General features: G+C 72.0%; 15 protein-coding genes. 8 read left to right on the top strand and 7 right to left on the bottom strand.

The features are described 5' to 3' along the window. A partial coding sequence (locus AB0B66_RS41040; RefSeq protein WP_360540582.1) for a hypothetical protein occupies positions 1-187 on the bottom strand: 187 nt, incomplete at its 3' end. 212 nt (positions 188-399) lie between these two features. Here AB0B66_RS41040 and AB0B66_RS41035 point away from each other — a divergent pair. Continuing rightward, positions 400-1,674 carry an arginine deiminase gene (locus AB0B66_RS41035; protein ID WP_360540580.1) on the top strand — a complete coding sequence of 425 codons (1,275 nt, stop codon included), beginning with the start codon at positions 400-402 and terminating at the stop codon, positions 1,672-1,674. A gap of 10 nt (positions 1,675-1,684) precedes the next feature. After that, positions 1,685-3,235 (top strand): alpha/beta hydrolase, encoded by a 1,551-nt coding sequence (locus AB0B66_RS41030; RefSeq protein ID WP_360540578.1) that lies wholly within the window; start codon positions 1,685-1,687, stop codon positions 3,233-3,235. Between the two features lie 82 nt (positions 3,236-3,317). On the opposite strand, the gene AB0B66_RS41025 is transcribed toward AB0B66_RS41030, so the two are convergent. Continuing rightward, a complete protein-coding gene (locus tag AB0B66_RS41025; RefSeq protein WP_360540576.1) occupies positions 3,318-3,704 on the bottom strand; it encodes a DUF1992 domain-containing protein in 387 nt (128 codons plus the stop codon). Between the two features lie 227 nt (positions 3,705-3,931). Between AB0B66_RS41025 and thrS the strand changes: the two genes are divergently transcribed. The 3 genes from thrS to lon all read left to right on the top strand — a co-directional run bounded on the left by thrS (position 3,932) and on the right by lon (position 8,746). Beyond that, positions 3,932-5,215, top strand: a complete 1,284-nt coding sequence (thrS, locus tag AB0B66_RS41020; protein ID WP_360540574.1) for a threonine--tRNA ligase — start codon at positions 3,932-3,934, stop codon at positions 5,213-5,215. 138 nt (positions 5,216-5,353) lie between these two features. After that, complete coding sequence (locus AB0B66_RS41015) at positions 5,354-6,154, top strand: hypothetical protein (RefSeq protein WP_360540572.1); 801 nt, start codon at positions 5,354-5,356, stop codon at positions 6,152-6,154. A gap of 240 nt (positions 6,155-6,394) precedes the next feature. Continuing rightward, complete coding sequence (gene lon, locus AB0B66_RS41010) at positions 6,395-8,746, top strand: endopeptidase La (RefSeq protein ID WP_360540570.1); 2,352 nt, start codon at positions 6,395-6,397, stop codon at positions 8,744-8,746. A gap of 70 nt (positions 8,747-8,816) precedes the next feature. Here the strand turns inward: lon and AB0B66_RS41005 are convergent, their stop codons facing one another. Beyond that, positions 8,817-9,020 (bottom strand): cold-shock protein, encoded by a 204-nt coding sequence (locus tag AB0B66_RS41005; RefSeq protein ID WP_144124622.1) that lies wholly within the window; start codon positions 9,018-9,020, stop codon positions 8,817-8,819. A 266-nt stretch (positions 9,021-9,286) separates the two neighbouring features. Between AB0B66_RS41005 and AB0B66_RS41000 the strand changes: the two genes are divergently transcribed. Next, the gene (locus AB0B66_RS41000) at positions 9,287-9,874 is read left to right on the top strand and encodes a 50S ribosomal protein L11 methyltransferase (RefSeq protein WP_360540568.1); all 588 of its coding nucleotides are present in this window, start codon (positions 9,287-9,289) and stop codon (positions 9,872-9,874) included. Here the strand turns inward: AB0B66_RS41000 and AB0B66_RS40995 are convergent. Continuing rightward, complete coding sequence (locus AB0B66_RS40995; protein WP_360540566.1) at positions 9,871-10,647, bottom strand: AAA family ATPase; 777 nt, start codon at positions 10,645-10,647, stop codon at positions 9,871-9,873. The two genes, AB0B66_RS41000 and AB0B66_RS40995, sit on opposite strands and share 4 nt — an antisense overlap. 71 nt (positions 10,648-10,718) lie before the next feature. On the opposite strand from AB0B66_RS40995, the gene AB0B66_RS40990 reads away from it, so the two are divergent. Then, a complete protein-coding gene (locus AB0B66_RS40990) occupies positions 10,719-11,633 on the top strand; it encodes a DUF5996 family protein (RefSeq protein ID WP_360540564.1) in 915 nt (304 codons plus the stop codon). Between the two features lie 53 nt (positions 11,634-11,686). Beyond that, positions 11,687-13,012 (top strand): chloride channel protein, encoded by a 1,326-nt coding sequence (locus AB0B66_RS40985; RefSeq protein WP_360540562.1) that lies wholly within the window; start codon positions 11,687-11,689, stop codon positions 13,010-13,012. Positions 13,013-13,155: 143 nt separating this feature from the next. Here the strand turns inward: AB0B66_RS40985 and AB0B66_RS40980 are convergent, their stop codons facing one another. From AB0B66_RS40980 to glpK, 3 genes are read right to left on the bottom strand one after another with little or no spacing between them, the layout of a single operon-like run. Next, entirely contained in the window at positions 13,156-14,613 is a 1,458-nt protein-coding gene (locus AB0B66_RS40980; RefSeq protein WP_360540560.1) for a M1 family metallopeptidase, read from the bottom strand. 19 nt (positions 14,614-14,632) lie between these two features. Further along, positions 14,633-16,333, bottom strand: coding sequence for a glycerol-3-phosphate dehydrogenase/oxidase (locus AB0B66_RS40975; protein ID WP_360540558.1), 1,701 nt, complete (start codon positions 16,331-16,333; stop codon positions 14,633-14,635). 10 nt (positions 16,334-16,343) lie between these two features. Continuing rightward, a complete protein-coding gene (gene glpK, locus AB0B66_RS40970) occupies positions 16,344-17,861 on the bottom strand; it encodes a glycerol kinase GlpK (RefSeq protein WP_360540556.1) in 1,518 nt (505 codons plus the stop codon). Positions 17,862-17,884 lie beyond the last annotated feature (23 nt).

Raw genomic sequence — 17,884 nt, 5'->3', positions numbered from 1 at the left:
CCCGCCCGTCGCCCAGCCGCACCCCGTCGGCCGCGCCGAGCCCGTCGCCGAGCCGGACCCCGGCCGCCGCGGCCAGCCCTGCCGCGAGCCACGCGCCGAGCCTCGCGCCGGTCGCCGCGCCCAGCCCGTCGCCGAGCCGCCCGGCCGCGTCGCCGAAGCCGACCGGCCACCACCCGGGCTCCCGCACCGGACCTCGGCCCTGATCCCTCGCCTGAGGGGAAGGGCACCTTCACAACGCGGAGCGTTGTGAAGGTGCCCTTCCTTCGCTTCTGGCACCGTTTCGCGGATCGGCGATCGGGCGCGAAGGACGTGAAACGGACGTAGCATTCGGGTCAGCGGCAAGGGCGGTGGGCGGGCTGCGGCGGGGGCGGCAGGAGGGCTGCGGCGAAGGAGCGCGCGATGACCGGATTCGGAGTCCACTCGGAGGTCGGCAGGCTGCGCAAGGTGCTGGTGCACCGGCCCGACCTGGCGCTGCGCCGGCTGACCCCGTCCAACCGGGGTGAGCTGCTGTTCGACGACGTGCTCTGGGTGGAGCGGGCGCAGCAGGAGCACGACCAGTTCGTCGCCGAGCTGCGCGCCCGCGACATCGAGGTGTTCCTGCTGCACGACCTGCTCACCGAGGCACTGGCCTCAACCGAGGCGCGGGAGTGGGTCATCGGGCACACCGTCAGCCCGTACACGGTCGGTCCGGCCATGGTGGACGCGGTGCGCGAGGCGCTGGCCAACATGGACCCGAAGACGCTGGCCACCCACCTCACCGGCGGGGTGACCCGGGCCGAGCTGATGCGCTTCGCCGACGACGACCGGCTGGCCGCGCGCTCGCTGGCCGTGGCGACCACGGTCGGCTCGTCGTTCATCCTGCCGCCGCTGCCCAACCACCTGTTCACCCGCGACACCTCGTGCTGGATCTACGAGGGCGTATCGCTGAACCCGATGTACTGGCCCTCGCGCCAGCTGGAGACCGTCAACCTGGGCACGGTATACCGCTTCCACCCGATGTTCCGGCAAGAGAAGATCAACTTCTGGTTCCCGGACGCGGGCAAGGACGAGCACGACGAGTTCGACATACAGTCCTTCGGGCGGTCCTCGATCGAGGGCGGCGACGTGATGCCGGTCGGCAACCGCACCGTCCTGATCGGCATCAGCGAGCGCACCACCCCGCAGATGGTGGAGATCCTGGCGCAGCGGCTGTTCGCCAAGGGCGCGGCCGAGCGCGTCATCGCGGTGCAGCTGGAACGCAAGCGCCAGTTCATGCACCTGGACGTGGTGTTCACGTTCATGGACCGGGACACCGTCACCGTCTACCCGAAGGTGATCGACGGCACCACGGCGTACAGCATCCGGCCCGGCGACAAGGCCGGCACGCTCGACGTCACCGCCGAGGACAGCTTCCTGGGCGCCGTCGCGCACGCCATCGGGCTGTCCCACGAGAAGGACCTGCGGGTCATCACGACCGGCGGCGATGAGGCCCAGCAGGAGCGCGAGCAATGGGACTGCGCCAACAACGTGGTCGCGCTGTCGCCTGGCGTGGTCGTGGCGTACTCGAAGAACGTCTACAGCAACCGCCGGTACCGCGAGGCGGGCATCGAGGTCGTCGAGATCGACGGCTTCGAGATCGGCAAGGGCCGCGGCGGCGGCCACTGCATGACCTGCCCCCTGCTGCGCGATGCCTGACCGCGGGATCATGATCGTCAGGGGCGGCCGGCTGCGCGTCCGCGTGGCCGCGGTCGTCGCGGTGGCCTTCCTGGCCGCCGCCTGCGCGACCACGCAGCAGGTGGCGGCACCGACGCCCGGCCCGGGACGCGCCCAGCCCGGTGTCGTATGGACCGCCTGCGAAGGGCTGGACAAGAGCTTCGAGTGCGCCAAGGTGCCGGTGCCGCTGGACTGGGCCGAGCCGGACGGGCAGCGCATCGAACTGGCGGTGATCCGCCACCTGGCGAGCCGGCCGCAGGAGCGCATCGGCTCGATGTTCATGAACCCGGGCGGTCCCGGCCAGAGCGGCGTCGAGCTGGTGCGCGGCGGCGGCGAGGACTTCGACGCGTGGGGCGGCGGCCGCTTCGACATCGTGGGCTGGGACCCGCGCGGCACCTACGGCAGCTCTCCCGTGCGGTGCTTCACCAGCGAGGCCGACGAGGCCCGGTTCTGGCAGGGCGTGACGATCCCGTCCACCCAGGCCGAGTCCGCGGCATACCAGGTCAAGGCCATCGCGCTGGCCCGGCGGTGCGGCGAGGTCAGCGGCAGGCTGCTGTCGCACATCTCCACCGCCGACACCGCCCGCGACCTCGACGCGCTGCGTGAGCTGGTCGGCGACCGGCTGCTCACCTACACCGGCCTGTCGTACGGCTCGATGATCGGCCAGACCTACCTCAACCTGTTCCCGGGCCGGACCCGGGCGATGATGCTCGACGGCATCGTCGACGCGGTCGACTACACCACCAGCGCCGAGACGCGCACCGCCAACAACGTGTCCTCGGCCGACGAGGTCTTCGCGCAGTTCCTCAAGCTCTGCCAGCAGGCCGCGCCCAGCCGGTGCGCGCTGGCCGGGCACGGCGAGCCCGTCACCGAACGCGTCGAGATGCTGTTCGCCAGGGCGCGCCGCGCACCGATCCCGGCCCCGCACGCGGACCCGCCCGGCGCGTTGAGCTACGGCGACCTGCAGGTGGCCACGTTCAACCCGCTGCGGCTGCCGCTGACCTGGCCCCAGTTCGCGGCGGACCTCGACGCGGCCGCCGCCGGCGACGCGTCGGCGCTGCTGACCACGGCCCGGCAGATGCAGAGCCCGCTCGCGTTCCACGGGGCGACCACGTCGGCGGCGATCAGCTGCGTGGACGGCGCGGCCCGCACGCCGGTGTCGCAGTGGCCCGAGGAGATGGCACGCTTCACCGACGCGGGCCGGTTGTGGGGCACCGTGCTGGGCTGGTGGCTGTGGGCGCCGTGCGCCGCGAACTGGCCCGCCGACCCCGCCGGCCGCTACGCCGGGCCGTGGAACGCGCCGACCGAGACCCCGGTCCTGCTGGTCGGCGCGCGGTACGACGCCGGCACCCCGTACCGCAACGCGCAGGCCGCCCAGCGGCGGCTCGGCGACGCCGTGCTGCTCACCCTGAACGGCTACGGCCACCCGAGCTACCAGGTCCCCAGCGTGTGCCTCGACCAGGCCCGCGTGCGCTACCTCGTCGACCTGGTCACGCCCCCACCCGGCACCATCTGCGAACCCGACCAGCAGCCCTTCGGCTGACCGGCTCCGACCCCGACCGACGGTAAGGAAGGGCACCTTCCACAACGTATAGCGATGTGAAGGTGCCCTTCCTTGCCTCAGGTCAGCGGGTGCGGTGGGATCGCCATCGGCGGACGGCGTCGTCGGCGTCTACGAGGGCCAGAGCGATGGCGGGGCCGGCGAGTTCGCCGCGGTGGGCGCGGGCGATGCGGGTGTTGAGGTCGGCGACGTAGGCGCGGACGGCCTGCTCGGAGGTCTTCTTCGCGACCGCGTCCGGCAGGTCCTCGATGTCGCGGCGCAGCAGCAGCGTCGCCGGGATGGCCGCGGACAGGTTCTCCCGCTGGACCAGGTCGCGCAGCCACCAGTCGTCGGGCAGCACCTCCCCCGCCCCGGGCAGCGGCTTGCCCGTGCCGGGCAGGTCGTCGAACTCGCCGCGCTCGGCCGCCTCACGGATCTGCCGGTCGATGCTCGACTCGTACCAGTGCGCCATCGCCCACCTCCGGATGATCGACTCCTGAAGCCGAATGTAGCTCGGTGACGGAAATCGCTTGCCCCCGGGCAGCGGTTCGGCGCTATCGTGCTCCTCATGCATCAGCACTCCGCCAGCACGACGACGCCGGGACGTCCCGGCGCTCGTACGCGTTGACCTGCTGATCTTTCAGTCGACCGTCGGCCCCGGGGCACACGCCCCGGGGCCGGCGCGTATCCGCCCCACGTGTGCCCCGGCCGTCTCACTCCCAGGAGCACACCGTGAAGGACCACCGCCGCCTCGGCCGCGACCTTGAGATCTACCACTCCGACCCCATGATCGGCTCCGGGCTGCCGCTGTGGCTGCCCGCCGGCGCCGCCGCCCGCCACGCCATCGAGGAGTACGTACGCGAGGAGGAACGCCTCGCCGGATACCAGCACGTGTACTCCCCGCCGCTGGCCAAACGTCAGATGTTCGCCAGATCCGGGCACCTGGCGAAGTTCGCCGACGACATGTTCCCCGCGATGTCCGACGACCCCGACGCGGCCGCAGACGACCCCGAGGCGCTGATGCTGCGCCCGAGCCTGTGCCCGCACCACGCGATGGTGTTCGGCTCGCGCGGCCGCTCCTACCGCGAGCTGCCGGTACGCATCGCCGAGCTGGGCGGCATGTACCGCGCCGAGCGCTCCGGCGTCGTCGGCGGGCTGAGCCGGGTGCGGGCGATCTCGCTCAACGACGCGCACGTGTTCTGCTCGCTCGACCAGGTCGGCGCGGAGGTCGCGCTGGTCCTGGCCATGTGCGCGCGGATCCACCCGGCGCTCGGCTTCGCCGCCGACGGCTACCGGCTGTCGCTGCGCGGACCGGGCGCGGGTTACCTCGGCGCGGACGCGGACTGGGTTCGGGCCGAGTCGTTGCTGCGCGACGCGCTGGTGCAGGCCGGGGTGCCGTTCGAGGAGGCGCCGGGCGAGGCCGCGTTCTACGGGCCGAAGATCGACATCCAGGTACGGGATCTGGCCGGGCGGGAGTCGACCCTGGCCACCGTGCAGGTGGACTTCGCGCAGCCGGAGCGCTTCGACCTGTCGTACACCGACCGCGACGGCAGCCCGGCCCGGCCGGTGATGGTGCACCGCAGCATCGTCGGCAGCATGGAACGGCTGATGGCGCACCTGCTGGAGGTGCACCAGGGCGCGTTCCCGGCCTGGTGCGCCCCCGTGCAGCTGGCCGTCGCGCCGGTCGGCGAAGCCCAGGACGCGCCCGCCCGGCAGTTCGCCGAGCAGGCGCAACGCGCCGGGCTGCGGGCGTCGCTGAGCCTGGACGGGTCGCTGGGGCTGCGCATCCGGGAGGCGTCACAGCGGCGGGTGCCGTACCTGGCCGTCATCGGGTCCCGGGAGGCCGAGTCGGGCGAGGTGTCGCTGCGGCTGCGCGACGGTCGGCAACTGCCGCCGATGCCGTACGCCCAGGCCCTGGCGCTGATCGGCGGGGCGGTCGCAGCCCGCTCGGGCGAACTCGTACCGGCCGGCGCGATGCCGTAGCGCGGGTGGACGGCCCGGGAGCGGCGTGCTCCGCACCCCGGGCCGTCCCCAGCGCGACAGACGGCGATCGGGCAGCGACCTTGAACCGCTCACAACGGTTAGCAGGGTGACAACCCCGCGTCTGAGGAGGAATCGCCCATGAAGTCGTCGCGTGTGCTCGGTTACGGACTGGCGGTGTGGCTGGGCATGGTCGGCATCTCGCTGATCCTGCTGCCCGCCGAGGGCAAGCACGAGGCTCTGTACGAGTCGATCAAGCTGACCACGATGGTCGCGCTCGTGCTCGGCTTCGCCATCCGCTACCTGCGCAAGCGTCCGATGGCCGCCGGCCCCGAGGGCGTGCTCGTCGGTCTCGTGTGGGCCGCCGTCACCACAGCCGGCGACCTGGGCCTCTACCTGGGCGGCGCGTTCAACATCGGACTGGACGTCTACTTCTCCGACGTCGCCTCCTCGTACTCGGTGATGCCCGTGATCACCGGCCTGGCCGTCGGCCTGCTCGCCCCGAAGCCCACCGGGATCCTGAGCGCCGACGCGTACGGTGCGGCCCTGGCCGCAGCTCAGCCCACCGGGCAGTCCGACGCCGACGAGTTCGCCGCGATGATGGCCGCGGCCACGGCCGCCCAGGCGGAACCGGCCACCTCTCCCACCCCGGCCGCTCCCGAGGCCGACGCGGCGACCGAGACCCACGCCGTGGCCGAGGTCGGCCCGACGCCCGAGGTCGGCCCGGCGCCCGAGGTCGATGCGGGTCCCGAGGTCAATGCGGGTCCCGAGACGAACGCCGGTCCCGAGGTCCCGGCCGGGCCAGAGATCCACACCGCCCCCGTGGTCCCCTCGCCTGCGGCGGCGAGCCACGCCGAGGCCACCCTGGTGGGCGCGGCGGCGTCCGCCAACACTGCCGAGGACACCGACCGCCCCCTCTACATCCCGCGCGGGAATTGCTGACCCCCAGCCGAGGTTGCCGCCGTTGACGCCGGCTGTCGCCCCGGGCCCTCGATCGTCCGACTTGCCAGGCACCTGTGCGTATGCCGCTTCAAGATACGCACGACTGCCAGGCAAGTCGGACGATCTTGAAAAAGCGCACTCAAGGAGTGGCGTGGGTCACACGGGTTGGTTGAGGGAACAACCAAGGTCGTCCTGGACTTGAGTGGGTAAGACTCAAGTTCAGAATGGCAGGTGTCGACGATGACCACACTCCCCGTTCTTCCCCTGGACGACGCCGTTCTGCTGCCCGGCAACGTGGTGGCGGTGGCGCTCCAGCCGGACACCCAGGCCGCGATCGACGCGGCGCGGGCATCCGGTGACAAGACCGTGCTGGCCGTGCCGCGGCTGGACGGCGAGTACGGCACGTACGGCGTGACCGCGGTGATCGAGAAGGTCGGCCGCCTCCCCAGCGGGGAGCGCGCCGCCGTGCTGCGCGGTGTCACCCGTGCCCGCATCGGCTCCGGCGTGCCCGGACCGGGCGCGGCGCTGTGGGTCGAGGCGACCCTGGTCACCGAGCCGGAACCGGCCGGCCGCGCCAAGGAGCTGGCCCGCGAGTACAAGGCGCTGGTCACCGCCGAGCTGCAGCAGCGCGGCGCGTGGCAGATCATCGACGCCGTCGAGCGGATGACCGACCTCAGCGAGCTGGCCGACTCGGCCGGGTACGCCCCGTGGCTGACGCTGGCGCAGAAGGTGGAGCTGCTCGGCTCGCCGGACGTGACGGCGCGGCTGGAGCTGCTGGTCGGCTGGGCGCGTGAGCACGCGGCCGAGCAGGAGGTCTCCGAGAAGATCAACAGCGAGGTGCGCGAGGGGCTGGAGAAGTCCCAGCGCGAGTTCCTGCTGCGCCAGCAGCTGGCCGCGATCCGCAAGGAGCTGGGTGAGGACGAGCCCGAGGGCTCGGCCGACTACCGGTCCCGGGTGGAGGCCGCCGACCTGCCCGAGAAGGTGCGGGAAGCGGCGCTGCGGGAGGTCGGCAAGCTGGAGCGCGCCAGCGACGCCTCCCCGGAGACGAGCTGGATCCGCACCTGGCTGGACACGGTGCTGGAGATGCCGTGGAACGTGCGTACCGACGACAACACCGACCTCGCGGCGGCGCGGGCGGTGCTGGACGCCGACCACGCGGGCCTCGACGACGTCAAGGACCGCATCCTGGAGTACCTGGCGGTGCGCAACCGCCGCGCGGCCCGCAACCTGGACAAGGTCGGCGGCCGCGGCTCCGGCGCGGTGCTGGCCCTGGCCGGTCCGCCCGGGGTGGGCAAGACCAGCCTCGGCGAATCCGTCGCGCGGGCGCTCGGGCGCAAGTTCGTCCGGGTGTCGCTGGGCGGCGTGCGCGACGAGGCGGAGATCCGCGGCCACCGGCGCACCTACGTCGGCGCGCTGCCGGGCCGCCTGGTCCGGGCGCTGCGCGAGGCGGGTTCGATGAACCCGGTGGTGCTGCTGGACGAGGTCGACAAGATCTCCGCGGGGTACGCCGGCGACCCGGCCGCGGCCCTGCTCGAGGTCCTCGACCCGGCGCAGAACCACACCTTCCGGGATCACTACCTGGAGGTCGACCTCGACCTGTCCGATGTGCTGTTCCTGGCCACCGCGAACGTGGTGGAGACCATCCCCGGCCCGCTGCTGGACCGGATGGAGCTGGTCACCCTGGACGGCTACACCGAGCAGGAGAAGGTGGCCATCGCCCGGGACCACCTGCTGCCGCGGCAGCTCGACCGGGCCGGCCTGACCGCCGACGAGGTGTCGATCAGCGACGGCGCGCTGGGCGCGATCGCCGCCGAGCACACCCGTGAGGCGGGCGTACGCCAGCTGGAGCGCGCCCTGGCCCGCATCCTGCGCAAGGTCGCCGTCAAGCAGGCGAGCGACAGCGCTCAGGTGCAGGTGGACAACGGCAACCTCAAGGAGTTCCTGGGCCGTCCCCGGTTCACGCCGGAGTCGGCGGAGCGTACGGCTACGCCCGGTGTCGCGACCGGACTCGCGGTCACCGGTGCCGGTGGCGACGTGCTGTTCATCGAGGCGACCTCGATGGACGGTGAGCCAGGGCTGACCCTGACCGGCCAGCTCGGCGACGTGATGAAGGAGTCGGCGCACATCGCGCTGTCGTACCTGCGCTCGCACGGCCGCCAGCTGGGGCTGGACCCCAACGCGCTGGCCGGGCGGCGGATCCACCTGCACGTGCCCGCGGGCGCGGTGCCCAAGGACGGCCCGAGTGCCGGTATCACCATGGTCACCGCCCTGGCGTCGCTGGCGTCGGGACGTCCGGTCCGGCCGGAGTTCGGGATGACCGGCGAGGTCACCCTGAACGGGCGGGTGCTGCCCATCGGCGGCGTCAAGCAGAAGCTGCTGGCGGCGCACCGGGCGGGCCTCACCGAGGTGATCATCCCGGCCCGCAACGAGCCTGACCTGGACGACGTGCCGGCCGACGTGCGCGAGGGTCTGACGATCCACGTGCTGTCCGATGTCGCCGACGTGCTGGCACTGGCCCTGCGGCCGGCCGAGCCCGAGGTGACGCAGGCGGGTCCGGTCACGCCGGCCGAGCCCGCCCTGGCCGGGGCGTGACGTTCGGGGGCGGACGGAAAGGGCGTCCCCGCCACCTGTACGGTGGCGGGGACGCCCTTTGCTGCACTGATCAGAGCGGGTGGACGTTGGCCGCCTGCGGGCCCTTCTGGCCCTGGGTGACCTCGAACTCGACCTGCTGGCCCTCTTGGAGCTCGCGGTAGCCGCCACCGGAGATGGCGGAGTAGTGGACGAACACGTCCGCACCCCCGCCGTCCTGCTCGATGAAGCCGAAGCCCTTCTCAGCGTTGAACCACTTGACGGTGCCGGTTGCCATGAATCCCTCTCAGGGGCCGTCGACTGCCCCGCACCGCACTGCGCGGTGCGGCTATTGCCCCACAACCGCTGACCCTAGCGCGCCATGCACGGGAAGGATGACTTTTGCCGACGAACAGGGCGATTCTGCGACCGATCGAGCACCGGATCGGGCATGCTGGGCGAGTGACAGGTCGCGTTGATTTCGCAATGCATGACCTTCAGGACAAAACGCTACCGGCGCAGAGCGACGGACTCGACCGGCTCAGCCTGACCCAGGTGCCCCTCGTGCCCGAGATCCGCCTGCACCTCGCGGTCGACGCGATCGTGTGGTGGGCCCGGATGGAAGCCGAGGCGGGACGCGCCATGCCCACTCCGTACTGGGCCTCGGCCTGGGCCGGCGGGCAGGGCGTCGCCCGGTACGTGCTCGACAATCCCGAGGTGGCGCGCGGACGCCGGGTGCTCGACCTCGCCGCGGGCTCCGGCCTGGCCGGGATCGCGGCCGGGCTGGCCGGGGCGGCCACGGTGACCGCCAACGACATCGACCCGTACGCCATCGCCGCGGTCGCGCTCAACGCGCGGGCCAACGGGGTGACCGTGACAGGCCGACAGGGCGACCTGCTCGACGGCGACGGCGGCGACGCCGACCTGGTGCTCGCCGGCGACGTCTTCTACAGCGACGAGATGGCCGCCCGGGTGCTGCCGTTCCTGCGCCGGGCAGCCGAGCGCGGCGCGCGGATCCTGGTCGGCGACCCCGGCCGCGCCTTCCTGCCCACCACGGAACTGGTCCAGGTGGCAAGCTACGACGCCGGGAGTGCGCTGACCTTCATCGACGCGCAGCTCAGCCGGATCAACGTGTTCCAGCTCGGCGGCTAGCCCGCGGCGCCGCCCCGCCGGTCGCCCAGGTCCGCCTCGGACAGCAGGTGGTGCAGGTACACCTGCGGCTCGGCGAGGAACGAGCGGGTCAGCGCGACCGGCTCGGCCTCGTCGAAGCCGACGGGGGTGATCCCGCCGCCGCTGTCCAGCTGCAGGATGCGCGCCCCGGGCACGGCGAGCAGGATCGGCGAGTGGGTGGCGACCACGAACTGCGAGCCCTGCCCGGTCAGCTCCTGGATCCGGGCGATGACGGCCAGGCAGCCGTACACCGACAGCGCCGCTTCCGGCTCGTCCAGCAGGTACAGCCCCTGCGGTCCGAACCGGTGCGTGACCAGGTCCAGGAACGACTCGCCGTGCGAGCGCTCGTGCAGGTTGCGCCCGCCGTAGGAGCCCTGCACCTCCAGGCGCTCGATCTCGGTGGCGACGTTGTAGAACGACTCCGCCCGCAGGAAGAACCCGGTGCGCGGTTTGCGCAGCCCGCGGACCAGGGTCAGGTGCTCGCCGAGCGCGGACTCGCTGGCCCGGGTGGCGAAGTGGAAGTTCTGCGAGCCGCCCTCGGGGTTGAACCCGGCCGCCACCGCGATCGCCTCGATCAGGGTCGACTTGCCGGTGCCGTTGTCGCCGACCAGGAACGTCACCTTCGGGTCCAGCTCCAGCCGCCCGGCCTTGCGCAGCCCTGCCACCACCGGCAGCGAGAACGGGTACGCCTCCGTGTCCGCGCCGTCGTCGTCCAGCTCCACCCAGCGCAGGAACCCGCCGCCCGCCTTCGCCATCTCCCGACGGTAACGCCGCGAGCCCGGCCGAACGGCCGCCGCGCCCGGCACGGCTCCGGCATGCTGGGACCATGACCAGCAAGGGAGTCTGGCCGGCGTTGCCGCTGGCCGAGTGGAAGGACACCCGGGACACCCTGCACCTGTGGACCCAGGTGGTGGGCAAGGTGCGGCTCGCGCTCGAACCCATGATCAACCATTGGTGGCAGGTGCCGCTGTACGTGGACGTACGCGGCTTCACCACCTCGCTGATGCCGTACGGCTCGGCCGGGTTGGAGATCACGTTCGACTTCCAGCGGCACGTGCTCGACCTGCACACCACCGGCGGTGAGCGCCGCGAGGTGGAGTTGCGCCCGCGCAGCGTCGCCGACTTTTACGCGGCCGTGATGCAGTCGCTGGACTCGCTCGGCATGCCCGTCGACATCATGGCCCGCCCGGTGGAGCTCCCGGTGGCGATCCCCTTCGCCCAGGACGAGCAGCACTGCGCGTACGACCCGGAGTACGCGCACCGGTTCTGGCTGGCGACGGTGCAGATGCACCGGGTGTTCACCGCGTTCCGGGCCCGCTTCCAGGGCAAGGTCAGCCCGGTGCACCTGTTCTGGGGCGCGCTGGACCTGGCGGTGACCCGCTTCTCCGGGGAGACCGCCCCGCCGCATCCGGGCGGGGTGCCCAACTGCCCCGACCGGGTCAGCCGGCTGGCCTACGACCACGAGGTGAGCAGCTGCGGCTTCTGGCCGGGCGGCGGCGCGGAGGGCGCGTTCTACGCCTACGCCTACCCCGAGCCTCCCGGGTTCCGCGACTGGCCGATCTCGCCCGAGCGCGCCCGCTACGACACGGAGCTGGGCGAGTTCCTGCTGCCGTACGAGGTGGTGCGCACCGCCGACGATCCGGACGCGACCCTGCTGACGTTCCTGCAGTGCACCTATGAGGCCGACGCCGAGCTGGCCAACTGGGACCGCCACGCCCTGGAGGTCCCGGTCGCGGCCTGACCCGCGGGCGCCATCCGCGCCCGCGCACGCAGCCCAGCACCTAGCGTGGTGACATGTCGGAATTGTCCCCACAGCAGACCCGGGACCGCGCGCTCGAACTCATCAGGCACCCCGAGTACCTGCGCGTGCTCGGGATCGCCGGGCTGGTGGGCGTGCCGGTGTCGCTGGTCGCGTTCGGATTCCTCGCCCTGCTGCACGCCGCCGAGCACGAGGTCTGGCACACCATCCCGCAGGCACTCACCGGCGGCGAACAGCCGCCCTGGTGGTGGCCGCTGCCCATGCTGGCCCTGGCCGGCCTCGGCGTCGGCGCGGTCGCCCGCTGGGCTCCCGGGCACGGCGGGCACACCCCCGTCGCCGGCATGGGCGGCCCGCCGCCGAGCGCCTCAGAACTGCCCTGGGTGCTGGTCGCCGCGCTGATCAGCCTGCCGCTGGGCGCGGTGCTCGGCCCGGAGGCCCCGCTCATCGCCGGCGGCGGCGGGCTGGCGCTGCTGGCCGCGCACGCCTTCGGCATCTCCCCGGGCAACCGGCGCGCCCTGATCGTCAGCGGCGCGGGCGCGGCGGCGGCGATCGCCGCGATCTTCGGCTCCCCCATCGTCGCGGCAGTGCTGCTGATCGAGATGGTGCAGCTCAGCGGCGCGGCCCTGTCTGCGGTGGTGCTCCCCTGCCTGCTGGCGGCGGGCGTCGGCTCGATCGTGTTCACCGGACTGGGGCTGTGGTCCGGCCTGCCGATCGGCTCGCTGACCCTGCCGATCCCACCGGGCAGCGCCGTCCGGCCCGACCTCGGCGACCTGCTGTGGGCACTGCCGCTCGCGGTCGTCGCCGCGATCGGCATCCGGGGAGTACGCGGCCTCGCCAAGCAGCTCGCCCCCCGCGTCGCCGCCCGCCCGCTGTCGACGACCGTGTTGGCCGCCCTCGGTGTGGGCGCCTGCGCCGCCGCGTACGCCCTGCTCACCGGCCGTTCTCCGGCCGAGGTGGCGCTGTCGGGCCAGCAGACCCTCGCGGCCCTGGCCGCCGACCCCCGCGCCTGGCCCGAGGCGGCGCTGCTGGCCCTGGTCGTGTTCAAGGGACTCGGCTACGCGCTGTCCCTGGCGACCCTGCGCGGCGGCCCGATCTTCCCAGCCGTGAGCCTGGGCGGCGCACTCGGCGTGCTGGCCGCCCCGCTGCCCGGCTTCGGCGCCGTCCCCGCGATGGCGGCCGGCATGGCCGCGGCCACCGTCGCCATGCTGCCCCTACCCGTCAGCGCCGTGGTCCTGGTCGTACTCCTGCTCGGCCCCCTCGGCTTCGCGATGACCCCCGTGGTCCTCATCGCCACGGTCGTCGCCTACATGACCGAACAGCTAGCCGAACACGGCCTCAACCGCGCTCCCCTCAACCCCTGACCCCGCCCCCCGCCCCGCCCCGCCCCGCAATCGACGTTGGCCTATCACATCGAAAAATCGCGACTCGGATTCGATGTGATAGGCCAATGTCTATGGCAAGGCGCCTGCGCGAACCGCGTGCCCCGAGTCCGGAGCGGAACGGGTCACTCGGGGCGGGTCTTGCCGTACAGCCACGGCTGGAAGAAGGCGGTGAGCGGCCGCGCGGCGATGCGTTCGGCCAGCGTGACGAACTCGGCGGTGCTGGCGTTGCCGTCGCGCTGCTCGGCGGTCCAGGTGCGCATGATGGTGAAGAACTTGTCGTCCCCGACCAGCTTGCGCAGCGCATGCAGGGTCATCGCGCCACGCTCGTAGACGCTGCTGGAGAAGATGCCGTCGCTGCCGGGGTCGGCCGTCGGCACCCGCCACATCCGGTCCTTGCGGTCCTTGTACCGCCGGTCGTAGTGCTCCTGCACGGTACGCCCGCCCTGGTGCTCGTCCCACAGCCACTCGGCGTACGTCGCGAAGCCCTCGTTGAGCCACATGTCGCGCCAGGACTGCACCGAGACGCTGTCGCCGAACCACTGGTGGGCCAACTCGTGCGCCAGGATGATCGTGTCCGGCCCCTTCTCCCAGGTCTTGGGCAGGTAGATGGGCCGGGTCTGGTTCTCCAGCTCGTCGGAGACCCGGTTGTCGCCGACCACGATGCCGCCGTACGCGTCGAACGGGTACGGCCCGAACAGGCTCTCCAGGAAGTCCGCGACCTCGGGGGTCCGGGCCAGGTTGCGGTCGGCCTCGCCCACCGGGACGCTCGACGCGATCGCGTAGACCACCGGCTTGCCCCGGTGCTGGGTCTGCGTCACCCGGTAGTCCCCGACGACCATGGTCGCCAGATAGGACGCCATCGGCGAGGTGACGTCCCAGCTCCAGGTGGTCCAGTCGCCGTCGGTCTTCTTGCCCTTGAGCACGCCGTTGCTCAGCCCGCTGAGCTTGTTCGGCACGGTCACGTCGATGGTGTAGAGGGCCTTGTCGCGCGGGTGGTCGTTGGCCGGGAACCAGGCCGCCGCGGACTGCGGCTCGCCGACCGCCACCGCGCCGTCCTTGCCCACGAAGAAGCCGTTGTGGTCGGCGTCGCGCTCCGGGCTCTCCCCCGGATTGCCGTGGTATTTCACGACCGCGGTGAACGCCTGGCCCGAGTCGATGTGCCGGGTCGGAGTGATCACGAGCTCGTCGCGGTCCCGCTTGACCTCGGCAGGGTCGCCCTCGACCATTACCGAGTCCACGGTCAAACCGATCAGGTCGAGGTGGAAACGGTCCAGCGGCACGGTGGCCTTGGCCTTGACGGTGGCGGCACCGTCGAGCCGGCCGGAGGCCGGATCGAACTTCACCTTCAGCGCGTACGACGCGACGTCGTAGCCGCCGTTGCCGTAGTTCGGGAAGTACGGGTCGCCGACCCCGGCGAGGTCGACTTCGGCCGGGGTGTCGGCCTCCAGCCCGGGTTCGAGGCCCATCGGTCCCGGCCGCGCGGGCGGCGGCGAACCGGTGCACCCGCCCAGCAGCAGTGCGCCCGCCAGCAGCCCGGCGCTCCAAAACCTGACATCACGCACTACTGGGACGATTCGCATGAAATCACATTAAGCGCGCTCAACCAAGATCGGGCGCGGCCAGCCGAACCTGCTCGGCTGACTCGTCGTCGGGCTCCTCCTGCGACTGCCGCTCGGCCTGCACTCGCGCGGTGTAGACCTCGATCTCCTCCTCGATCTCCTTGTCGGACCAGCCCAGCACCCCGCCCATCAGCCGGGCCACGGTCGGCGCCGCCTGCACCCCGCGCGACCAGGTCTCGATCGACGCCCGGGTGCGCCGGGCCAGCACGTCGTCGACGTGCAGCGCACCCTCGTGCGACGCGGCGTACACCGCCTCCGCGCCCAGGTAGTCGTCCGCTCCGGGCAGCGGCTCGGCCAGCGACGGATCGTCGGCGACCAGCCGCAGCAACTCGTGGATCATCGAGCCGTACCGGTTGAGCAGGTGCTCGATGCGCACCACGTGCAGCCCCGACTCCTGCGCCATCAGGTGCCGCCGGTTCCACAGCACTTTGTAGCCCTCGGCCCCGGCCAGCGGCACCTCGTGCGTCATCGACTCCGGCACCCGCTGGTCCAGGTTGCGCACGGCCTCGTCGACCGCGTCCTTGCCCATCACCCGGTACGTCGTGTACTTGCCGCCGGCGATCACCACCAGCCCCGGCACCGGGTGCCCGACCAGGTGCTCGCGGGACAGCTTGCTGGTCTGTTCGGACTCCCCCGCCAGCAGCGGGCGCAGCCCGGCGTAGACGCCCTCGACATCGGCCGTGGTCAGCTTGGTGACCAGCACCGAGTTCACGTGCTCCAGGATGTATTTGATGTCGCCGGCGGTGGCCGCCGGATGGGCCAGGTCCAGGTTCCAGTCCGTGTCGGTGGTGCCGACGATCCAGTGCCGCCCCCACGGGATCACGAACAGCACGCTCTTCTCGGTGCGCAGGATCAGCCCGGTACGCGACTGGATGCGGTCGCGCGGCACCAGCAGGTGCACACCCTTGGAGGCGCGCACGTGGAACTGCCCCCGGGTGTCGGCCATCCGCTGCGTCTCGTCGGTCCACACGCCCGTCGCGTTGATCACCTGCTGGGCGCGGATCTCGTACGTCTCCCCGGTGACCACGTCCTCGACCTGTGCGCCGACGACCCGTTCCCCCTCGCGCAGGAACTCGTTGATGCGGGCCCGGTTGGCGACCATCGCGCCGTAGGACGCCGCGGTGCGCACCACGGTCATGGTGTGCCGGGCGTCGTCGACCTGCCCGTCCCAGTACTGCACCGCGCCGACCAGCGAGGCCTTCTTCAGGCACGGGGCCTCGCGCAGCGCCCGGCGATGGCTCAGGTGCCGGTGGTGCGGCACGCCCCGGCCCGCGCCGGTGCCCAGACCCATCGTGTCGTACAGCAGCACGCCCGACCCGACGTAGGGCCGCTCCCACACCCGGTGCGTCAGCGGGTACAGGAACTTCACGGGCTTGACCAGGTGCGGGGCGAGCCGGGTGAGCAGCAGCGCCCGCTCCTTCAGCGCCTCGGCGACCAGTCCGAAGTCCAGCATCTCCAGGTAGCGCAGGCCGCCGTGGATCAGCTTGCTGGACCGGCTGGACGTGCCCGAGGCCCAGTCCCGCGCCTCGACCAGGCCCGTGGTCAGCCCCCGGGTGACCGCGTCCAGCGCCGCGCCGGCGCCGACCACGCCGCCGCCGATGACGAGGATGTCCAGTTCACGAGCGGCCATGTCGGCCAGCGCCTGGCGGCGCGACTCAGCGGAAAGCGCGACGACGTCCATCGTGGGCCCCTTACCCGACCTCGACCCAGTTCAGGGTCCGCTCGACGGCCTTCTTCCAGCCCTGGTAGCCCACTTCACGCTGCTCGTCGGTCCAGGTCGGCTCCCAGCGCTGGTCCTCGTGCCACTGCTCGCGCAGCTGGTCGGTGTTCTGCCAGAACCCGACGGCGAGCCCGGCCGCGTACGCAGCGCCCAGCGCCGTCGTCTCGGCGACCACGGGCTTGCTAACCGGCACGCCGAGGATGTCGGCCTGCAGCTGCATGCACAGCTTGTTGGCGGTGATGCCGCCGTCGACCTTGAGGAACTCCAGGGCCACCCCGGAGTCCTTCTCCATCGCCTCGACCACGTCGCGCGACTGGTAGCAGATCGCCTCCAGGGCGGCGCGGGCCAGGTGCGCGTTGGTGTTGAAGCGGGACAGGCCCACGATCACCCCGCGCGCGTCGGATCGCCAGTACGGCGCGAACAGGCCGGAGAACGCGGGCACGAAGTAGATGCCGCCGTTGTCCTCGACCTGCCGGGCCAGCGACTCGCTCTGCGCCGCGCCGCTGATGATGCCGAGCTGGTCGCGCAGCCACTGGATGGCCGAGCCGGTCACCGCGATGGAGCCTTCCAGGGCGTACACCGCGGGCTGGTCGCCGAACTTGTAGCAGACCGTGGTCAGCAGGCCCGACTTCGAGCGCACCAGCTCGGTGCCGGTGTTGAGCAGCATGAAGTTACCGGTCCCGTAGGTGTTCTTCGCCTCGCCGGGCGCGAAGCACACCTGGCCGACCGTGGCCGCCTGCTGGTCGCCCAGCGACGCCGGCAGCGGGATCTCCCCGGCGAACGGCCCGCCCGCGCGGGTCGTGCCGTACAGCGAGGGGTCCGACGACGGCCTGATCTCCGGCAGCATCGCGCGCGGGATGTCGAAGAACGACAGCAGTTCGTCGTCCCAGTCCAGCGTCTCCAGGTTCATCAGCATGGTGCGGCTGGCGTTGGTCACGTCGGTGATGTGCACGCCGCCGTCGGAGCCGCCGGTCAGGTACCACAGCGTCCAGGTGTCGGTGTTGCCGAACAGGGCGTCGCCGCGCTGGGCGGCCTCGCGTACGCCGTCGACGTTCTCCAGGATCCACTGGATCTTGCCGCCGGAGAAGTACGTCGCCGGCGGCAGCCCGGCCTTGCGCCGGATGGTGTCGCCCCGGCCGTCGCGGTCCAGCGCGGACGCGATGCGGTCGGTGCGGGTGTCCTGCCAGACGATGGCGTTGTAGTAGGGCCGGCCGGTCCGGCGGTCCCACACCACGGTGGTCTCCCGCTGGTTGGTGATGCCGACCGCGGCCAGGTCGGACGCCTGCAGCTTGCGCTGGGCCAGCGCTGTACGGATGACGGCGCTGGTCCGCTCCCAGATCTCCAGCGGGTTGTGCTCCACCCAGCCCGCCTGCGGCAGGTACTGCTTGTGCTCGAGCTGGTGCTTGCCGACCTCGTTGCCGCCCCGGTCGAAGATCATGAACCGTGTGCTCGTCGTCCCCTGATCGATCGCACCCACGAAGTCAGCCATCTCGCGTCCCTCTCCACTGAACG

The organism is Catellatospora sp. NPDC049111 (genome assembly GCF_040648615.1).
In the GTDB taxonomy this organism is placed as follows: domain Bacteria; phylum Actinomycetota; class Actinomycetes; order Mycobacteriales; family Micromonosporaceae; genus Catellatospora; species Catellatospora aurea.
The sequence above is the reverse complement of the archived record's forward strand: the minus strand, read 5'-3'. Positions and strand labels throughout refer to the sequence as shown.

Coding starts and splice junctions, on each gene's coding strand:
- AB0B66_RS41035 (WP_360540580.1), top strand. CDS start 400: ATGACCGGATTCGGAGTCCACTCGGAGGTCGGCAGGCTGCGCAAGGTG.
- AB0B66_RS41030 (WP_360540578.1), top strand. CDS start 1,685: ATGATCGTCAGGGGCGGCCGGCTGCGCGTCCGCGTGGCCGCGGTCGTC.
- AB0B66_RS41025 (WP_360540576.1), bottom strand. CDS start 3,704: ATGGCGCACTGGTACGAGTCGAGCATCGACCGGCAGATCCGTGAGGCG.
- AB0B66_RS41015 (WP_360540572.1), top strand. CDS start 5,354: ATGAAGTCGTCGCGTGTGCTCGGTTACGGACTGGCGGTGTGGCTGGGC.
- lon (WP_360540570.1), top strand. CDS start 6,395: ATGACCACACTCCCCGTTCTTCCCCTGGACGACGCCGTTCTGCTGCCC.
- AB0B66_RS41005 (WP_144124622.1), bottom strand. CDS start 9,020: ATGGCAACCGGCACCGTCAAGTGGTTCAACGCTGAGAAGGGCTTCGGC.
- AB0B66_RS40995 (WP_360540566.1), bottom strand. CDS start 10,647: ATGGCGAAGGCGGGCGGCGGGTTCCTGCGCTGGGTGGAGCTGGACGAC.
- AB0B66_RS40990 (WP_360540564.1), top strand. CDS start 10,719: ATGACCAGCAAGGGAGTCTGGCCGGCGTTGCCGCTGGCCGAGTGGAAG.
- AB0B66_RS40985 (WP_360540562.1), top strand. CDS start 11,687: ATGTCGGAATTGTCCCCACAGCAGACCCGGGACCGCGCGCTCGAACTC.
- AB0B66_RS40980 (WP_360540560.1), bottom strand. CDS start 14,613: ATGCGAATCGTCCCAGTAGTGCGTGATGTCAGGTTTTGGAGCGCCGGG.
- AB0B66_RS40975 (WP_360540558.1), bottom strand. CDS start 16,333: ATGGACGTCGTCGCGCTTTCCGCTGAGTCGCGCCGCCAGGCGCTGGCC.
- glpK (WP_360540556.1), bottom strand. CDS start 17,861: ATGGCTGACTTCGTGGGTGCGATCGATCAGGGGACGACGAGCACACGG.